10 protein-coding genes are annotated in these 16,912 nt (G+C 64.1%); 1 reads left to right on the top strand and 9 read right to left on the bottom strand.

All coding sequences use genetic code 11. From position 1 onward, the window contains the following. Positions 1 to 45 precede the first annotated feature (45 nt). Complete coding sequence (locus DWF74_RS00150) at positions 46 to 2,343, bottom strand: ATP-dependent DNA helicase (protein ID WP_102865126.1); 2,298 nt, start codon at positions 2,341 to 2,343, stop codon at positions 46 to 48. Next, positions 2,340 to 3,992 carry a VRR-NUC domain-containing protein gene (locus DWF74_RS00145; RefSeq protein WP_115579984.1) on the bottom strand — a complete coding sequence of 551 codons (1,653 nt, stop codon included), beginning with the start codon at positions 3,990 to 3,992 and terminating at the stop codon, positions 2,340 to 2,342. The genes DWF74_RS00150 and DWF74_RS00145 overlap by 4 nt, the downstream gene beginning before the upstream one ends. A 204-nt stretch (positions 3,993 to 4,196) precedes the next feature. On the opposite strand from DWF74_RS00145, the gene DWF74_RS00140 reads away from it, so the two are divergent. Further along, positions 4,197 to 4,421: a YgdI/YgdR family lipoprotein gene (locus DWF74_RS00140; protein WP_102865128.1), complete on the top strand. Its 225-nt coding sequence runs from the start codon at positions 4,197 to 4,199 to the stop codon at positions 4,419 to 4,421. A 14-nt stretch (positions 4,422 to 4,435) separates the two neighbouring features. Here DWF74_RS00140 and DWF74_RS00135 read toward each other — a convergent pair whose 3' ends face one another. The 7 genes from DWF74_RS00135 to DWF74_RS00105 all read right to left on the bottom strand — a co-directional run bounded on the left by DWF74_RS00135 (position 4,436) and on the right by DWF74_RS00105 (position 16,795). Beyond that, complete coding sequence (locus DWF74_RS00135; RefSeq protein ID WP_102865129.1) at positions 4,436 to 4,816, bottom strand: hypothetical protein; 381 nt, start codon at positions 4,814 to 4,816, stop codon at positions 4,436 to 4,438. A gap of 169 nt (positions 4,817 to 4,985) precedes the next feature. Further along, positions 4,986 to 6,839 carry a polyurethane esterase gene (locus DWF74_RS00130; RefSeq protein ID WP_102865130.1) on the bottom strand — a complete coding sequence of 618 codons (1,854 nt, stop codon included), beginning with the start codon at positions 6,837 to 6,839 and terminating at the stop codon, positions 4,986 to 4,988. Positions 6,840 to 6,949: 110 nt separating this feature from the next. Beyond that, positions 6,950 to 9,958, bottom strand: a complete 3,009-nt coding sequence (locus tag DWF74_RS00125) for an autotransporter domain-containing protein (protein ID WP_240322085.1) — start codon at positions 9,956 to 9,958, stop codon at positions 6,950 to 6,952. Between the two features lie 614 nt (positions 9,959 to 10,572). Beyond that, the gene (locus tag DWF74_RS00120) at positions 10,573 to 12,258 is read right to left on the bottom strand and encodes a polyurethane esterase (protein ID WP_115579982.1); all 1,686 of its coding nucleotides are present in this window, start codon (positions 12,256 to 12,258) and stop codon (positions 10,573 to 10,575) included. 48 nt (positions 12,259 to 12,306) lie between these two features. Next, positions 12,307 to 13,656, bottom strand: coding sequence for a TolC family outer membrane protein (locus tag DWF74_RS00115; protein WP_430757464.1), 1,350 nt, complete (start codon positions 13,654 to 13,656; stop codon positions 12,307 to 12,309). A 14-nt stretch (positions 13,657 to 13,670) separates the two neighbouring features. Further along, positions 13,671 to 14,987, bottom strand: coding sequence for an HlyD family type I secretion periplasmic adaptor subunit (locus DWF74_RS00110; RefSeq protein ID WP_416760337.1), 1,317 nt, complete (start codon positions 14,985 to 14,987; stop codon positions 13,671 to 13,673). A gap of 14 nt (positions 14,988 to 15,001) precedes the next feature. Continuing rightward, a complete protein-coding gene (locus DWF74_RS00105) occupies positions 15,002 to 16,795 on the bottom strand; it encodes a type I secretion system permease/ATPase (protein WP_102865134.1) in 1,794 nt (597 codons plus the stop codon). Between the last annotated feature and the right edge of the window lie 117 nt (positions 16,796 to 16,912).

The following is a 16,912-nucleotide window of genomic DNA, read 5'->3' as shown; positions in this document are numbered from 1 at the left end:
GCCCCCGGCGCACAAACGCCGGTGGCAAGCGGCTTCAGCTCCGCGCTAACACCTCGAAATCTCACCAGCCGACGCCGGGTCTTGGGCGTCCACGGCCCACCAGCTCGGCAACAACTGCCGCACCCTGGGCTCGGCAAAGCGATCGTCGATCAACATCAACACGCCCCGATCGGCCTGGCTGCGAATCACCCGCCCTGCCGCCTGCACCACTTTCTGCAGTCCGGGATAGAGGTAGGTGTAGTCGTACCCGGAGCCAAACAGCCGGGCCATGCGTTGTTTCATCTGCTCGTTCAACGGGTTGAGCTGAGGCAGCCCGAGGGTGGCGACAAAGGCGCCGATAAGCTTTGAGCCCGGCAAGTCGATGCCCTCGCCGAAAGCCCCGCCGAGCACGGCGAACCCGATGCCCTGCCCCTCTGCACGAAACTGCTGGAGAAAGCCCAGGCGCGACGCTTCATCCATGCCCCTGGACTGCAACCACAGGGGAATCTGCGGGTGCTCGCGAGCCAACAGCTCGGCCACTTGCTGCAGGTAATCGAAGCTGCTGAAGAACGCCAGGTAGTTGCCCGGCCGCGCAGCGAACTGCTGGGCCAGCAGTTCGACGATGGGCGCCAGTGACGCCTGTCGATGCACATAGCGGGTGGAGATGCGGCTGACGATATGCACGTCCAGCTGCGCGGCGGCAAACGGCGACTCCACGTCCAGCCACACCGTGGTCTGGGGCAATCCCAGCAGGTCGCGGTAGTAATGCTGCGGGTTGAGGGTGGCGGAAAACAGCACGGTGCTGCGAGCCGCCGTCAGTCGCGGCCCGAGTAGCGGCGCCGGCACCACATTGCGCAGGCTCAGCCGCGACAGGCTGCGCCTGGCACTCAGGGAGCGCTTGCTGATATCGAAGATGAACTGCTGTTCATCGAACAACTCCGCCACCCGGGCAAATTGCAGCAGCTCGAAATACAGCCCCTGCAAACCAACGTCCAGGCCCTGAGGCTGCTCGTTGAAGTAGTCCCCCAGGGCAGCGACACACAAGGCCAGCGCCCTGAGCCAGGCCGTCGGGAGTTGGCCATAGGCCTGGTATGGCGCGAGCTGTTCCTTGTGCAAGGCGTTCCATTCGCGGTTGAGCCGTTGCAACGAACTTTTCAGCGCCTGGGGCGCAGTGCTGCGCACGCTGGCCAGCGTTTGTTGATCCAGGCTGGCGCTGTACATGCCACGCCCGCGCTCCACCAGGTTATGGGCCTCGTCCACCAGCACCGCCACTTGCCATTGATTGGCCTGGGCCAGGCCGAACAGCAAGGCGCTGAAATCGAAATAATAGTTGTAGTCGGCCACCACCAGATCGCTCCAGCGGGCCATCTCCTGACTCAGGTAGTAAGGACAGACCTGATGCGCCAGGGCCACCTCGCGCAGCGCCTGGCGATCCAGCATCGGTACCTGGCTGGCCGCCTGACGCGCCGCGGGCAGGCGCTGGTAGAACCCCTTGGCCAGCGGGCAGGACTCGCCGTGGCAAGCCTTGTCCAGGTGTTCGCAGGCCTTGTCCCGGGCCACCAGTTCCAGGACCCGCAACGGCAGCTGGGACTGGCTGGCGAACAGCACCCGGGCCGCATCCAGCGCCAACTGCCGCCCCGGGGTCTTGGCGGTGAGAAACAGCAGCTTGTCCAGTTGCTGCGGGGCCATGGCCTTGAGCATGGGAAAGATCGTGCCCAGGGTCTTGCCGATGCCGGTGGGCGCCTGGGCCAGCAGGCAACGGCCGGTGCTGACCGCCTTGTACACCGACTCCGCCAGGTGCCGCTGGCCAGGGCGGAACTCGCCATGGGGAAAGACCAGGGCCCCAGTGGCCTGGTCCCGGGCCTTGCGGTGGCGCATTTCTTGCTGCGCCCACTCCAGGAACACCGCGCACTGTCGATTGAAGAACGCCTGCAATGCCTCGGCACTGTGCTCCTCCACCAGGGCGGTTTCCTGCTCGCTGAGGATGTCGAAATACACCAGCGAGACTCGGATACTCGGCAGTTGCAGGCTCTGGCACAACAGCCAGCCATAGACCTTGGCCTGGGCCCAGTGCAGTTGCCGGTGGTTGTCGGGCATGCGCGCCAGGTCGCCCCGATAGGTCTTGATCTCCTCCAGGAGGTTCTGCGCCGGGTCATAACCGTCCGCCCGGCCCTTGACCAGCAACTCGCCGTATTGACCCTCCAGGGCCACTTCGCTCTGGTAGCCGGGATTGCGCCGGGACGCCACGGTGCGGTGCCCGACTATTCCCTCCAGGGCGGTAGGCGATGGGGTGAAACGCAGATCCAGGTCGCCGCTCTTGGCGCTGAACTCGCACAGGGCCCGCACCGCAATGCGGTAGCTCACGTCGACAGGTCCTGCCATTGCACATAGCACACCGCCACCGGCATCCGGTGCTCCTGGCAGAAGTCCAGCCAGCGCAGCTGGTTGTCCTGCAGGCGGTCCCCCGGGCCCTTGACCTCGATCATCCGGTAGGTCCTGGCCTCGGGCCAGAACTGGATCAGGTCCGGCATACCGGCCCGGTTGGCCTTGATATCCAGCAACAGGCGCTCAAACCAGTGTTTCAGGTGCTCGGCCGGCAGGCAGTCGAGGGCCTGCTCCAGCAACTCCTCGGTCAAGGCCCCCCAGAACACGAAGGGCGACTGCAGGCCCCACTTGTCGACAAACCGCTGGCGGATGCTGTCCCGGTAGCGACCATCGTCCAGCTCCTCCAGGCAGGCCTGGAACAGATCGCTGCGCCGCTGATGAAAGTCCTCGCTCAGCAGATCCACCGGCCCGCGCTGGAACGGGTGGAAGAACGCCCCGGGCAAGGGGGCGAAGATCGCCGGCCAGCACAGCAACCCGAACAGCGAATTGATCAGGCTGTTTTCCACGTAGTGCACCGGCGCCTGGGGCTGCTGCAGATGGGCCTGGACATGCAGCTCCACCGCCAGGCCATCGGCGTCACGGGGCAGGCACAGATCCAGTCGCGCCACCTCGCGGCTGACCGTCCGGGGCGCCGGCGGGCCACCCAGCTTGCGCCGCAGCCGGGGCATGACCCGCAGCAGCTGCTGGGCCTCGGCAGCGCTCTGGGGCGCCGCCGCAGCCTGCTCGGCCAGCGCCAGCGCCGCCTGATACTCGGCACTGAGCTCCAGGACCCGGATCAACCGCAGGCGAGCACCGGGGTAGGCACATTGCTGGTAGATCTCCCGGGCCTGCCGCCAGTCCGTCAACCGCTCGCAATGCTGCCCCAGCTGGAACAACAGCTTGCCGCGGCGTTTCTCCAGCCAGGAGTTGGCGGTGCTGAAAGCCGCGATGCGCGCGAGCACCGCGTCCACCTCCTCCCCGGCCTCGAAGGCTTCCTGACACTGGTGCAGGTAGATGAAGCCGTCCACATCGTCACGGCTGCGCAAGCCACGGGCATCGGCACTGATCTCGACCTTTTCGTAGCTGTAGATCCCCAGGTCCGCCAGCACGAATTCCGACCAGTCCTGGTAGAGATTGCCGAAGAACATCAAGCGCAGGCGATCGCACAACGGCATGACCGTCAGGCTCAGCAGCCGGTCCGCCAGTGCCGGGCACCATTGGCCGAAAGCCCGGGGTTGCGGGTACAGCGCCTGCAGGGTCTCCAGCCACTGGTTCTTCTTGGCCTTGGCCACCAGCCCCTGGTCACTGAAGCACTGCAGGATCTCGGCCTTTTGCAACAGGCCGAACAACTCGTCCAGGGCCAAGGGTGCCTGCTCATCGACCCAGCCCAACGCCAGCAACGGCTGCAGGGCCCGGGCGCTATCGCCGATCTCCGGGTAACGCAACTTGCCGAGGCGAAAATGCCGCCCCTTGCGCATCACCATGCGCACCAGCAAGGCCTGGGATGGCTGGGGCAACTGCGCGAAATCGGTGATGAAACGCTGCTCTTCATCGCGCAGCACATCGGCATAGCGCAGCTCCAGCCAGTTCAGGACTTGCTGGAAGTTGTGCAGGTAATAAAAGGGGTTCTCGAGGGGATTGGAAGTCACTGAACGAAGACGCCACGGCTGGACTGATACTGGTTATGCGTACAGATAACAGCCGACGCCCCGGTCTGGCAAACACTATTGGATAAATGGCGGGAAGAAGATTTTTCCAGTGCCCAGGCGAACTTTCGTCGTCTTCACGACACCAAGGGGCCATGCTTATAGTGTCCGGCGCAACACGGATACCCCTACCGATAAGAGGTCTATATGAATGTGAAGAACCTGGGATTGCTCCTGGCCAGTGTCGCCGCCCTGGCCCTGACCGGCTGCGCCTCACCCACCGTGGTGACCTTGCAGAACGGTACCCAGTACCTGACCCGGGACCAGCCCAAGACCAAGACCGCTGATGGCTTCTACGAATTCCAGGACATTTCCGGCAAGACCATCCGGGTCAAGGCGGACGATGTGGCCACCGTTCGCCAGGAACAATGATTCAGCCGTGCACCTCAGTGCGACCAGGGAAAGGGTCCCTGCCCCGGCTCGCAGACAATCCCCAGGGGCTTGCCGCGCTTTGACATCTCGTCACGCACTTGCTGGCAGCGCTGCCGCTCCCGGGCTTCGGCGTTATCGATACTGATGTTGCCCGTGCTCTCTGGCGCCTTGCCGTCCCCCAGACGGAAATTTGCAATGGGTTGCTCCGGCTGCAGATTGAAGCGACTGGGTGCCGGCTCCTCTTTCTCGGCTGGCGCCGGCTGGCCGGCCGGCAATTGATCCGGGGTGACTCCGTAACGTTTCAGAATCGAGCTCTGAGGCAGCTCTTCGGCCGATGCCATGAGCGCCCACAGGGCCAGCACCAGTCCGCCCGCACACCTCTTGCTATTACTCACTGTCAACACTCTCCTGCCTTTTCCTTGAATCGATTACTGCTCAATACCTTGGGTAACGCATGACCAGGCTTGGGTTTTACAAGTATTTGAGTCGCCAACCGACCGACAGGTCACGATTTTCTTGCCAAGTCAGCGTGGAGCCCGTTGCGAGCCCCACGCTGCAGGTCCATCAGGCGAGGGTGATGCCCGAGCCGTTGAGGTGCGCGAGGCTGACACCCACCAGGGTCACCGAGTCATGGCCGAAGGTCAGCACGGTGTCATTGCCGCTGCTACTGGCGTGGGCCCGATAGTCCTGGTCCGGCAGCACGCCGCTCACCCCCATGAACACCAGCTTGTCGCCACTCTGGTAGCCGAGGATGCGGTCCTGGCCGAAATGACCGGTGAACAGGAAGGTGTTGTTGCCCCCACCCGACTCCATCAGGTCATTGCCGGCGCCACCGACGAAGACATCGTTGCCCTTGCCGCCGATCAGGTGATCGTTGCCATCCAGGCCGAACAGCCAATCGCCGCCGGCATGGGCCTTGAGCAGGTTGTCGCCGCCGTCCCCCTTCACCGAAGACGCGTACTGGGTCAGTTGGCTGCCCACCTTCAACCCCTGGTCGGTGACCTGGTGGACCACATCATCCTTGAACAGGCCCCAGAGAAACCCCGGCTCCTTGCTCTGAATGGCGCCGATGTCGCGGGTCATGCTGATCCCGCCGCTGGCGTCGCGCACGTACAGGGTCCCGGCGCCGTCGCTGGCGAAGCTGTAGTCCTTCACCGAGTGCTGCAGGTCCAGGGTGTTGCTGCCCTTGCCGCCGAGGATGATGTTGTAGCCGCCGTCATCACGGAAGGTGTCGTTGCCGTCGCGGCCTTCCAGGTAGTCGTTGCCGCCCCCACCCTGGATCAGGTCGTTACCGTCGCTGCCGATGATGAAGGTGCTGCCCTTGTGGGTATCGGCGTTGCGGTTCAGATCCTGGACCCAGGTGCTACCCCGGGCCGGGTCCGACAGGTTGGCGACGACAATGGTGGAGTCCTTGCTGGTGAAGTCATAGAACTGCGACTGCAGCACCCGGGTCAGGCCATCGCCGTAGCCGGTGGGCAAGTGAGAAATCCAGGTGGGGATGTTGAGGATCGAGAACGGCAGCACGTTCCACAGGGTCGAGGCGTAATGGTCGTTGAAGTTGACGATGTTGTTGGTGGCCGAGTCCTGCTGGGCATCGTGCACCCCCAGGGACGACAGGTTGAAGTTGTAACCGTCCAGGGCGCGGAACACCGGGTCGTTTTCATAACCGATGTTCAACACCTTGTCGCTGCTGCTCTGGGTCGGCGAGGCATAGGCGATGTAGTTGGCATCCTTGTAGAACCCGGACCAGCGATCGGCACTCAGGTCCGCCAGGCTGTTGACCCCCAGCCCGCCCAGGCTGTGGCCACTGACCAGGATGTCCTTGCCCGACAGACCATTGGCCTGGGCAAAAGCCGCCACATCGGCGAACAGTTTGCCGAAGGCCTCACCGGCGTAGTTCTTCGCATAGTCCTTGGGTCCCAGGGCGGCCAGCAGGTCACTGATGACATCACCGATGGTGTCGCCGATCACCGATTCCCGAGGGCCGCTGGTGCCGCGAAAGGCGATGCCGATGGAACTCAGGTGGCCCTGGGCATCGTACTTGCCGAGGATCTCCACCTGGGCCGTGCCGTAGCCGTCCTTCTCGCCGAAGAAGGTGCCCCGGGCATCCACCTTGCCGCTGTAGCCCAGTTGCTGGGCACTGAGGGTGGACCACCCGGCCTGGTGCAACGCGTCCTTGGCGGCCTGCTCCGAATCCGGGTTCCAGGGAATACCGGGGATGACGCCCTGGGAATCGCTGCTGCCGATCAGCGCGGTGATCAGGGTCGCCGGCAGGCCCAGACCGAAGCCATGGTGCTGGTAACCCACGGCGAAGCCGTTGTCGAGGTTGTGATAGGAATACAGCGTGATCGCCAGCGCATCGGAAAACAGCGCCTTGGAATCGGCTGCGGTGAAGTTCTTGTAGTCAAAGACACCCATGGTATTGCCTCTCTTTTGTTGGAATTGTCAGAGAAAGCTCAGGCCCTCGCAGGCCCCGTTTCCGGGTCTGGAGGACCTGTACAACACCTTGCACATCCGTTGCCTGGGTCTTAGAAAGTCCAGTCCAGGGTCAAGCCGACCCCATGGTTCCGGTCACGGCTGCCCAGCAACCCGTTGTAATCCAGATTGACCCGGGTCTGTCGACCCAGGGCAATGCCCGCCCGTGCACCGACGACCGCCGCATCGCGGTCCAGTGACAGGCTCTGCACCTTGTAGCTTTGTCCACCGTCGGCAAACGCCAGATGCTGGTCGGCGCCGGTGGCGCTCAGATTGTGCTGCCAGCCGAGGGTAGCGGACAGTTCCACAGTCTGCCCGGAAGACAACTGCAACTGCTTGCCGGCGCGCATGCCCAGGGTCGAGAGCCAAGCCTCGCGATTGTCGCTATCGCCCTTGAGTGCCGTGGCGCCGCCGTGTTCCTTGAAACGCTCGCTGTCCACCTGCACATAGGCCAGGCTGGCAAAGGGTTCCAGGGCCATGGGCTGCAGATCCAGGTGCCACGCCGCCTCGCCGAACAGCTGCAGGCTGCGGGCATCACGCTTGCTCTTCTGGCGATCGGCAACCTCGTCGTATTGCAGCTCGCGCCGAGTGGCGATGCGGTGCCAGCTGTAGGAACCGCCCAGGCTCAGGCGCAGTTGCGCAAGCTCGCGTCCGGCGTAGGCGCCCAGGTGGTAGCTGTCGATGCTGGCCGAAGAATGCCGGCCATCGCCCATGCTCAGCGAGCTGTCGCTGTAGCCGGTGAACACGCCCAGGCGGGTGCTCGGGTCCACTTGCCCGTCGACACCGGCCAGCAGGCCGCCGATGGAGCTGGTGTAGCCGGCTCGATCCTGGCCGCCGTCGGCCTTGCCCCAGGCGCCCAGGGTCTTGAGCCACAGCCCCTGCTCGCCGCCCTCGACGGTAGGCACCGCGTCCCCGCCCTGCTGGCGTAGCCGCTCACCCATCGCGTCACGCAGGTAGCGGCTGTCATTGAGCAACTGGCTGCCAACGGCCGGATGAATTTCCCCGGACAGTTGCTCGAAGGCCTGTTGTGCACTGGCCGCGCTGGCGGCCAGCAGCAGGCTTTCATACACCGGGTTGCCCGCCCCCAGTTGCTCGGCAGCATCGGCCACCGAACGCTGGTTGGGGCTCAGGCCGATACTGCTGAACGAGGTGGCATTGCGCGCCACCGCCAGCTTTACACCGCCGGCGCTGTAATTGAGGTTGCCCCCCAGAAACAGCGAGTTGGACAGCACCGGGCCAAAGCTGCCCTGCACGCCATTGGCGGCCTGGAGGATATCCAGCTGCCGCCCCACCAGGCTCGGGACCCGCTGTGCATTGAGGGACAATCCCGGGTTTTCCAGCTCCAGAGCCAGGCTGGCCCCGCCGAGGGTTGCCTGACCGTCGCTGACAATCCGGTCGCTGCCGCTGGGGGACACCTCCACCGCGTAGGTCGAACCCGGGAGGAAGTTCACATCGGCGCTGACATGCAAGGTGCCGATGGAGTTGCCCGGAGCCACAATCGCGCCCGCGTTGGCGGTCAGTGCGCCCACGCGGCCCGTGCCGCCGAGGATGCCACCAGCGTTCACCGTCACCGCCGACAGCAGCGAGCCGTTGACCGCCAGCCGCCCCTGATTGACCAGGGTCGGCCCGGCGTAGGTGTTGGCGCCGCTGAGCACCAGGGTGCCGACGCCCTGCTTGGTCAGGCCGCCGTGGCCACTGATGTCGTTGCTCCAGATATCCAGTACGCAACTGATGTCATTGCAGCGCCGCTGGGTCGGCTTGCCGACATCCAGCAGCGCGCCATAGCCCGGCAGGTCAGCAACGAACTGGGTCGAACCGTAGCCGCCCTGGATACGGAACTCCTCAGGGATATCCGCTTCGGTCACCAGCATGCCGGGCCCGCGAATCCCCTTGCCCAGATCGATCATCCCCCAGCCGTACAAGGCATCAATGCCCGGGGCACCCAGGTCGGTGGCCGTGGTGCGCAGGACGCTGGCCACCTGTGCCGCGCTCATGTAGGGGAAACGCTCCATCAGCACCGCCGCGGCACCGGCCGCATGGGGCGCGGCCATGGAGGTGCCGTTCTTGTTGGCGTAGCCCAGGGTCATGTTCGCAAGGCTGGTGCCACCGATCACCGAGCTGTAGATCCGGGTGCCGGGGGCCGACACGCAAAAGCTCGCGGTGTAGCCGCAACGCGAGGAAAAGGTACTGATGACGTAGGGATCGGCGCTGCTGGTGTCGGGGTTCTGCTGCAAGGCCGCCACGGTCAGCCAGTTGGGGGCAATCTGCGGCACGAAGTAGGCCAGCCCGGCGATAGCGTCGGGGTTGTTCAGGTTGTAATCGTTGCCGGCGGCAAAAATCGTCAGCACCCCGCTGCGGGCTGCGGCGATCGCCCCGTCGTAGGCGCCGCCCGGCAAGCTGCCCAGCAACGGCTGGATCTGCGCGAACTGCGCCCGGGCATCGTCCAGGGTGAAGTGCGGGAACGCCGGATCACGACCGCCCTTGCTGAAGTGCTCGGTAATGCCGATGCCCCAGCTGTTGTTGATGATCCGCGCGCCACTGGCCACCAGGCCGTCCCAGCCGGCCTTGTACACTGCGCCATCGTTACCGAGGATGATGCCGTCCTCCGGGCCGGGATCGCCGTTGTCGGCGCTGATGATCTGGGCGTCGAAGGCCACACCGTGCATCGCCCCACCATCGCGGTTACCGGCGGCAATCCCGCCGACGTGAGTACCGTGAGAACCCAGCTTGCCGTCCGAGCCCACCGAAGGTCGGCCGTCATAGACGAAGGCATCGCCGGCCCGCACCGGAATATAGGGATCGGTGTATTGACGAGTGCCGCTGGTGACCAGGGTCAGCACCTTGCCCGGGCTGGCGAACTCCGGATGCTGGGCATACACCGGCTGGTCGAAGATCCCCAGCTTGACACCCTTGCCGCTGTAACCGGCGGCATAGGCACTGTCGGCATGAATCGCCCCCAGGCCCCAATCGGCCTTGAACTCGCTGCTGCGCCAGCTCGCGGCATCACCGCGGCGGCCGTTCTCCACATAGGGCGCCGCCTGGGCTGTGCCCATCAAGGCCATCCAACCCAACAGGGCCGGAGCCAGGGGCAACCACCCACGTTCCTGCCCAAGCACCGCGCCATCCTTGCGTTTGACTTGCTTCACTACGACCTTCCTTAGTTGTGTTGCGAAATGACCCTGACAGGCTCCCTGCCCGCCGCTCGAATGACGTCGTGGAAACGCCATTGCAGATTGACTCCAACACCCTTGTGTCGCTCACCAACACCCCAGGCGCGCCAACGCAGCCGCACAGGCGCACGGGCGCACGGGACTGGGCAGCACCTGCTGGGCTTGCTGGTTGTTCAGATAAGGGAAAGGTGCCATGGCTAGCGCCAGAGCGCCGATGGCATAGGGGGCGGGAACGCCCCACTGGCCGGTGTGCCGAACGGCGTTGGGCGGCCGTCAACGGCAGGCCTGCGGCAAACGCCAGGCACGGGGTGCCCGCCAGCCTGTTGAACTGATGACATCTGACATCCATGTTGATGACTTCTCGTTTTTTGTTGTTGTTCGATCGTCCATCCAGGACGGATCAGGGTGTTGCCGGCGACTTCAGGGGAGCCACCCCGACGCCCTCTGGGTTCAAGGTCCGCAAAGCCCGGGGGAGCGAATCCGGCGCTCCCCCGGCCGAGGCTGAATCAGGCGAACACGATGCCTGAACCGTTGAGCCCCTCCATACCGATGCCCACCAGGGTCACCGAGTAGTCGCCCACCTTGAGCAAGGTGTCGTTGCCGCTCTGGGACAGGTGCTGGCTGTAGTCGTAATGGGCATCGATGCCGGGCACGCCCATGAACACCAGCTTGTCGTTGCTCTGGTAGCCGTGGATCAGGTCGAGGCCGAAGTTGCCGCTGAACAGGAACGTGTTGCTGCCACCTCCGCTGGAGTACATGACGTCGTTGCCGGCACCGCCGACAAAGGTCACGTTGGCCTTATCGCTGCTCAGCAGGTCGTCGCCGCCATGGCCGAACAGCCAATCGCCATTGACGCTGGCCACCAGCGCATTGCCATAGGCATCGCCATTGAGGGAGTGGTTGTAGGCGGTCCACTGGTTGCCGTTCTGCAAGCCGTCGGCGGTCACGCTATAGCTGACGTCCTTGCCGAGCAGTTGCCACCAGCTCCCGGCCTCGTGACTGACCAGGGCGCCGATATCCCGGGTCATGCTGATGCCGCCATAGGCATCGCGGATGTACAAAGTGCCGTCGCCGTCATTGGCAATCGAGAAGTTCTTCAGCGGCTGCTGCAGCTGCAAAACGTTATGACCCGAACCGCCATGGATGATGTTGTAGCCGCCGTCGTCGCGGAAACGGTCATCACCGGCCCCGCCATCGAGGTAATCGTTGCCCTTGCCACCGTGCAGCAGGTCGTTGCTCTGGGTGCCGATGATGAAGGTGCTGCCGCTGTGCTGGTCGGCGTAGAGATTCAGGTCCTTGACCCAGACCTGGTCGCGCTTGTCCTCGGACAGGTTGGAAACCACCACCGTCGAATCGCGAAGGGTCAGGTCATAGAAGTCCGAATTGATCACGCGGTTGAGCCCCGCGGCGTAGTCGACCGCGCTATGGGCCGACCAGGACCAGGGGTTGAGGATGCTCTGGGGCACCAGCTTGCCGGACAACGACGAATAGTGATCGGTAAAGCTGACGATATTGTTGGTGGCCGACTCCTGTGGCTTGTCATGGGTGCCCAGGGACGAGGCGTTGAAATGGGTCCCGTCCAGCGCGCGGAACACCGGGTCGTTTTCATAACCGATGTTCAGCACCTGCTGGCTGTCGGCGCTCTGGGTCGGCGAGGCAAAGGCCACATAGCTGGCGTCCTTGTAGAACCCGCCCCAATGCTCCGCGCTCATGGCCGCCAGGCTGTTGACCGCCAGGCCGCCGAGGCTGTGCCCGGTGACCAGCACATCATTGCCGCTCAAGCCCTGAGCGTTGGCGAAGGCGGCAACCTTGCCCAGCAGTTGGTCGAAAGCCAAGCGGCTGTAGTTGTCGGCAAAACCCGGAACAAAGGCCGCCTGCAGGTCGTTGATCCCGTCCGCCAGGCTATCCGTGCCACGAAAGCTGATGCCGATGGACAGCAACTGCCCGGTGGCATCGTACTTGCCCAGGATTTCGACCTGAGCGTCGCCGACCGAAGACTGCTCGCCGGAAATGGTGCCCTGGGCGCTGATGTTGCCCTGGTAGCCCAGTTGCGAGGCGCTCATCGGTCGCCATGAGGTGCCCGGCAGGGCTTCACCGGTGGGCGATGAAGCATACAAGGCCAGCGTGATGGCATCGCTGTACTGGGCTTTGCCGGCACCGCCAAGGGCATTTTTGTAGTCGAAGATGCTCATTCCTTTCTCCTTGTTATTTCAGCGCCGGCAGGTCCGATCCCGGGCCGTCTACGGCGCTGTGCGCTGGCCAAAGGCTTCATCGACCCTGGCCAGATCTTCTTCTCGCAAGGTTCCTGCGTAGTAATGCAACTTGGTCCATGCCATCAGGTAGTCGTAACGAGCCTGGGCCAGGTCACGCCGGGTAGTGTAGAGCTGCTGCTCGGCATTGAGCGCATCGAGGTTGACCCGCTCGCCGCCCAGAATGCTCTGCTGGGTCGAAACCACCAGGGCCTCGGCCGAGGTCAGGGCTTTCTGGTAGGCCCGCAACTTGTTCACCCCCGATAGACAGGCACTGAATTGCCGGCGTAGTTCAATCAGCGTCTCGCGGGTCTTGCCGTCCAGTTCGTACTCGGCCTGCTCCATGGCGCGGCTGGCCTGGCGAGTGGAGGCCGACACCCCGCCACCGGCGTACAGCGGCAGGCTGACTTCGATGCCGATGGTGTTGGTGTCGTAGCGCTGGTTGTAGGTGTTGCCGCTTTCCGATTCGTTCTGCCGCACGCTGGCGTAGGCGCTGAGCTTGGGCAGGTGCCCGGCGCGGTTGCGCTCCACTTCATAACGCGCCACCTCGACCCGTTGCCGCTGGGAGGCCAGCACCGGGTTGTTGCTCAGGGCCATCTCATGCCAGGTGTCGTAATTGGCCGGGCTCAGGGCAAAGGACTGGAAGTTTTCCTGCAAGGGGTCGAGATCGCGCATGTCTAGGTCGGGCACGCCAATCAGCGCCCCCAGTTCACGCAAGGCCGCATCCTGTTCGTCCCGGGCCTCGATCTCCTCGGCGGTGGCCAGCTCGTAGCGCGACTCGGCCTCGAGGATGTCGGTACGGGTGCCCTCGCCCTGCTCGAACATGTGCCGGTTCTGCTGGAACTGTTGCTCGAAGGCCTTCTTCTTGGCCAGGGCGATCTCGATCTGATCCTGGGCGAACAGGGCCTTGGTGTAGTAACTGAGCACCCGCACCAGCAACTCCTGGCTCTTGCCGCGAAAGTTCTCGTCGGCAAACAGGGCCTGGGCCACGCCCTTGCGGTAGTTGGCGTAGGCCTCGTAGTCGATCAGCGGCTGCTGCAGGGTCAGGGACGAGCCGTAGCTGTCGTAGTTGCGTTTTTCGCTGACGCTGCCGCGCACCGTGTCCAGGTAGGTGACCTTGGAGTTGTTGTGGCCCTTGTTGTAGCTGTAGCCCACCTTGGGCAGCAGACCGGCGCGGCCGATGGCGCGGTTTTCCAGGCCGGCATCGCGCTCCTTGATGGCGCCGAGGAACACCGGGTCATTGCGCAGCGCCTGTTCGTAGATCTGGAACGGACCCATGGCCTGGGCCCCCTGGCACACCAGCAAGGACAAGGCCGCGGCGAGAATGGAAAGCTTACTCATACGACGCGACATCCTTATTCTTCGGTCAATGCAGAGCTGGCCCGGTCGAGCAGAGGCTTGAACAGGTAATTGAGCAGTGAACGCTCGCCGGTGCGCACGAACATCTCCGCCGGCATCCCGGGCTTGATCACCAGCCCGTTGAGCTTCTCCATGGCCTGGTCGCTGACGCTGCTGCGCAGCACGTAGTACGGCATGCCGGTCTTCTCGTCGACCATCTGGTCGGCGGATATCAGGCTGACTTCCCCCGGCACCCGTGGCGTGCGGCTCTGGTTGAAGGCGGTGAACAGGATGTCCACCGGCAGATGGGGGCCGACCTTGTCCACCAGGTTGACTGGCAACCGCCCTTCCACTTCCAGGTGCGTGCCCTGGGGCACGATTTCCAGCAGGGTTTCACCCTGGCGCACCACGGCGCCTTCGGTGTGTACCCCCAGGTTGACCGCGATGCCGTCGGCAGTGGCGATGATTTCGCTGTGCTGCAAGTCGAAGCCGGCGGAGGTCAGTTGCTGCTCCAGGGTCTGGGTCTTGAGCTGGGCTTCGGCCAATTGGCTGCGGACCTCTTTCTGGTACTCCTCGCTGTGCTGTTGCAGCTTGAGCCGGGACTCGAGAATGCCCTGCTCGATGCGCCCGCTTTCACCGGTGTTCTGCGCCAGCTCCTGTTGCACCTGGGACAACTGGCGCTGGTACTCCAGCAAGCGGTTGCGCGGGATGTAGCCGTTGTCGGCCAAAGGCTGCAGGTTGCTCAGTTGCTGGCGCAGGGACTCGGCCTGGCTGGCCAGGTCGGTGCGCGCCCGGCGCATGCCCGCCAGTTGCGCGGTGGCGCCTTCGATATTGGCGCGGATGCCCGCCTGCTCGCGGGAGAACGCCTCACGGCGGCTGCTGAACAGCTGACGCTGGCCTTCCAGCACCAGGGCCAGGCGTGGGTCGTCGCTGTTGCTCAACTGCAGCGGGAAGTCCACCTGCTTGAGGTTGTCGCGCTCGCTGCGCCAGCGCGCCAGGCTGGCCATGGCCATGCGGTACTGGGCCTGCAGCGACTGCACGTCCGCCGCCACCTGGGTCTGATCCAGGCGGAACAACGGCTGGCCCTGCTTCACGCTTTGGCCTTCGCGCACCAGAATCCGGCTGACCACGCCGCTGCTCATGGACTGCACCGCTTTGCGCTTGCCGGACACCACCACCGTGCCTTGCACGGGAATCCCCTGATCCAGTGGAGCCAGCGCGGCCCAGATGAAAAAACTGCCAGCCCCCACCAGGGCCAGTATCCAGCCCATGCGCGCGAAAAAGCCCGCATCACGCTCAACCCGTTCCGGCGCGTAACCCTCTTCGATCATCATGTTGCTGTCCTTGCTCATGCGCCTTTGTTCCGTGTCGGGGCCTGATACTGGCGGCTCATGCTCAAGCCACCGGGTGCGGCTGCAGCGGCGGGTCTGGCCGGTTCCTGGGGTTGGAGTGACTGGGGCTGCTGGGCACCGGCCAACGCCTTGAGTACTTCCTGGCTGGGGCCAAAGGCCTGCAGGCGGCCTTCATTGAGTACCAGCAGCTTGTCGGCCAGGGCCAGCACCGACGAGCGATGGGTCACCAGAACCACGCTGGTCCCCCGGGCCTTGAGCTGGGCAATCGCCGCCGCCAGGGCGCTCTCGCCCACGGTGTCGAGGTTGGAGTTGGGCTCGTCGAGCACCACCAGGCTGGGATTGCCATACAGTGCCCGGGCCAGGGCCACCCGTTGCTTCTGGCCCCCGGACAAGCCGCTGCCGTCATCGCCAAGCACGGTGTCGTAGCCTTGAGGCAGGCGCAGGATCAACTCGTGCACTCCGGCCAGCTGCGCGGCCTGGACCACCTGCTCCGGGTCGGCCTGGCGAAAGCGTGCGATGTTCTCGGCGATGCTGCCGGTGAAGAGTTCGATGTCCTGGGGCAAATAGCCGATGTAGGGACCCAACTCATCGCGATTCCAGCGATGAATGTCGGCGCCGTCCAGGCGCACCGTGCCGGCCAGGGTCGGCCAGACGCCCACCAGTACCCGAGCCAGGGTCGACTTGCCGGAACCGGAGGCCCCCAGCACCCCGAGCACTTCACCGGCATTGATACTGAAGCTCACCTGCTGCAGGGTCGCCGCCCGACGTCCGGGAGGCCCGGCGCTGACCTGCTCGAAACTCACCTGGCCCTTGGGCGCCGGCAACGACATGGCGCTGTCACTGGGTGGGAACTCGCGCAGCAGCGCGTCCAGCCGACCATAGGCCAGCTTGGCCGAACTCCATTGCTTCCACACCGCGATCAACTGGTCGATGGGACTCAGGACCCGGCCCATGAGGATCGACCCGGCGATCATCATCCCCGCGGTCATGTCGCCCTTGATCACCAGCAAGGCGCCCAGGCCCAGCACCAGGGATTGCAGGCACAGACGCAGGGTCTTGCTCAGGGAACTGATCACCGAACCAGTGTCGCTGGCCTCGTTCTGCAGGCCGAGAAAGCGCGAGTGCACGGCAAACCAGCGCTTGCGCAAGGCACCGAGCATGCCCATCGCCTGAATGGTCTCGGCATTGTGCAAATGGCTGGTGGCCAATTGGGTGGAGCGTTGCGAAAAACCGCTGGCCTCGGCCAGGGGTTTCTTGGTCATGGCTTCATTCAGGTACGCCAGGGCGATCAGCAACACCGCGCCCACCGTGGCGAACACCCCGAGCCAGACGTTGAAGGCATAGATAACCAGCAGGTAGATCGGAAACCAGGGGGCATCGAAGAAGGCGAACAACGCCGGCCCGGTGAGGAACTGGCGGATATGGGTCAAATCGCCCAGTGACTGGCCGGCATGGCCTTCGCCACGGGCCAGGTTGCGTTCGAATGCAGCCTGATACACCCGCAGGTTGAAGCGACGCTCCAACTGGCTGCCGATGCGGATGACGATAAAGCTGCGCACCACTTCCAGCAGCCCGATAAACAGGAAAAAGCCCACCACCATCAGCGACAGCATCACCAGAGTGGTCTCATTCTGCGACGACAGCACCCGGTCGTAGACTTGCAACATATAGATGGAGGGCACCAGCATCAGCACATTAATCAACGCGGTGAAACAGCCGACACTGATCAGGATGCCCTTGTATTCGCCCAATGCCTTGAACAGTGGTGCAGGATGACTATTATTCAGCATCTTCAACATTTCCCTGAGCCGACCCTGCGCGCCGAACGCGAGCACCTCATATACGGCGCAACTAAAGATGTGTGCCCCTTAGTCTCAAAGTCTGCGGACACACCCAAACCAGACAAC

The sequence above is a fragment of the Pseudomonas protegens genome (genome assembly GCF_003363755.1).
GTDB lineage: Bacteria > Pseudomonadota > Gammaproteobacteria > Pseudomonadales > Pseudomonadaceae > Aquipseudomonas > Aquipseudomonas danubii.
The sequence above is the reverse complement of the archived record's forward strand: the minus strand, read 5'-3'. Positions and strand labels throughout refer to the sequence as shown.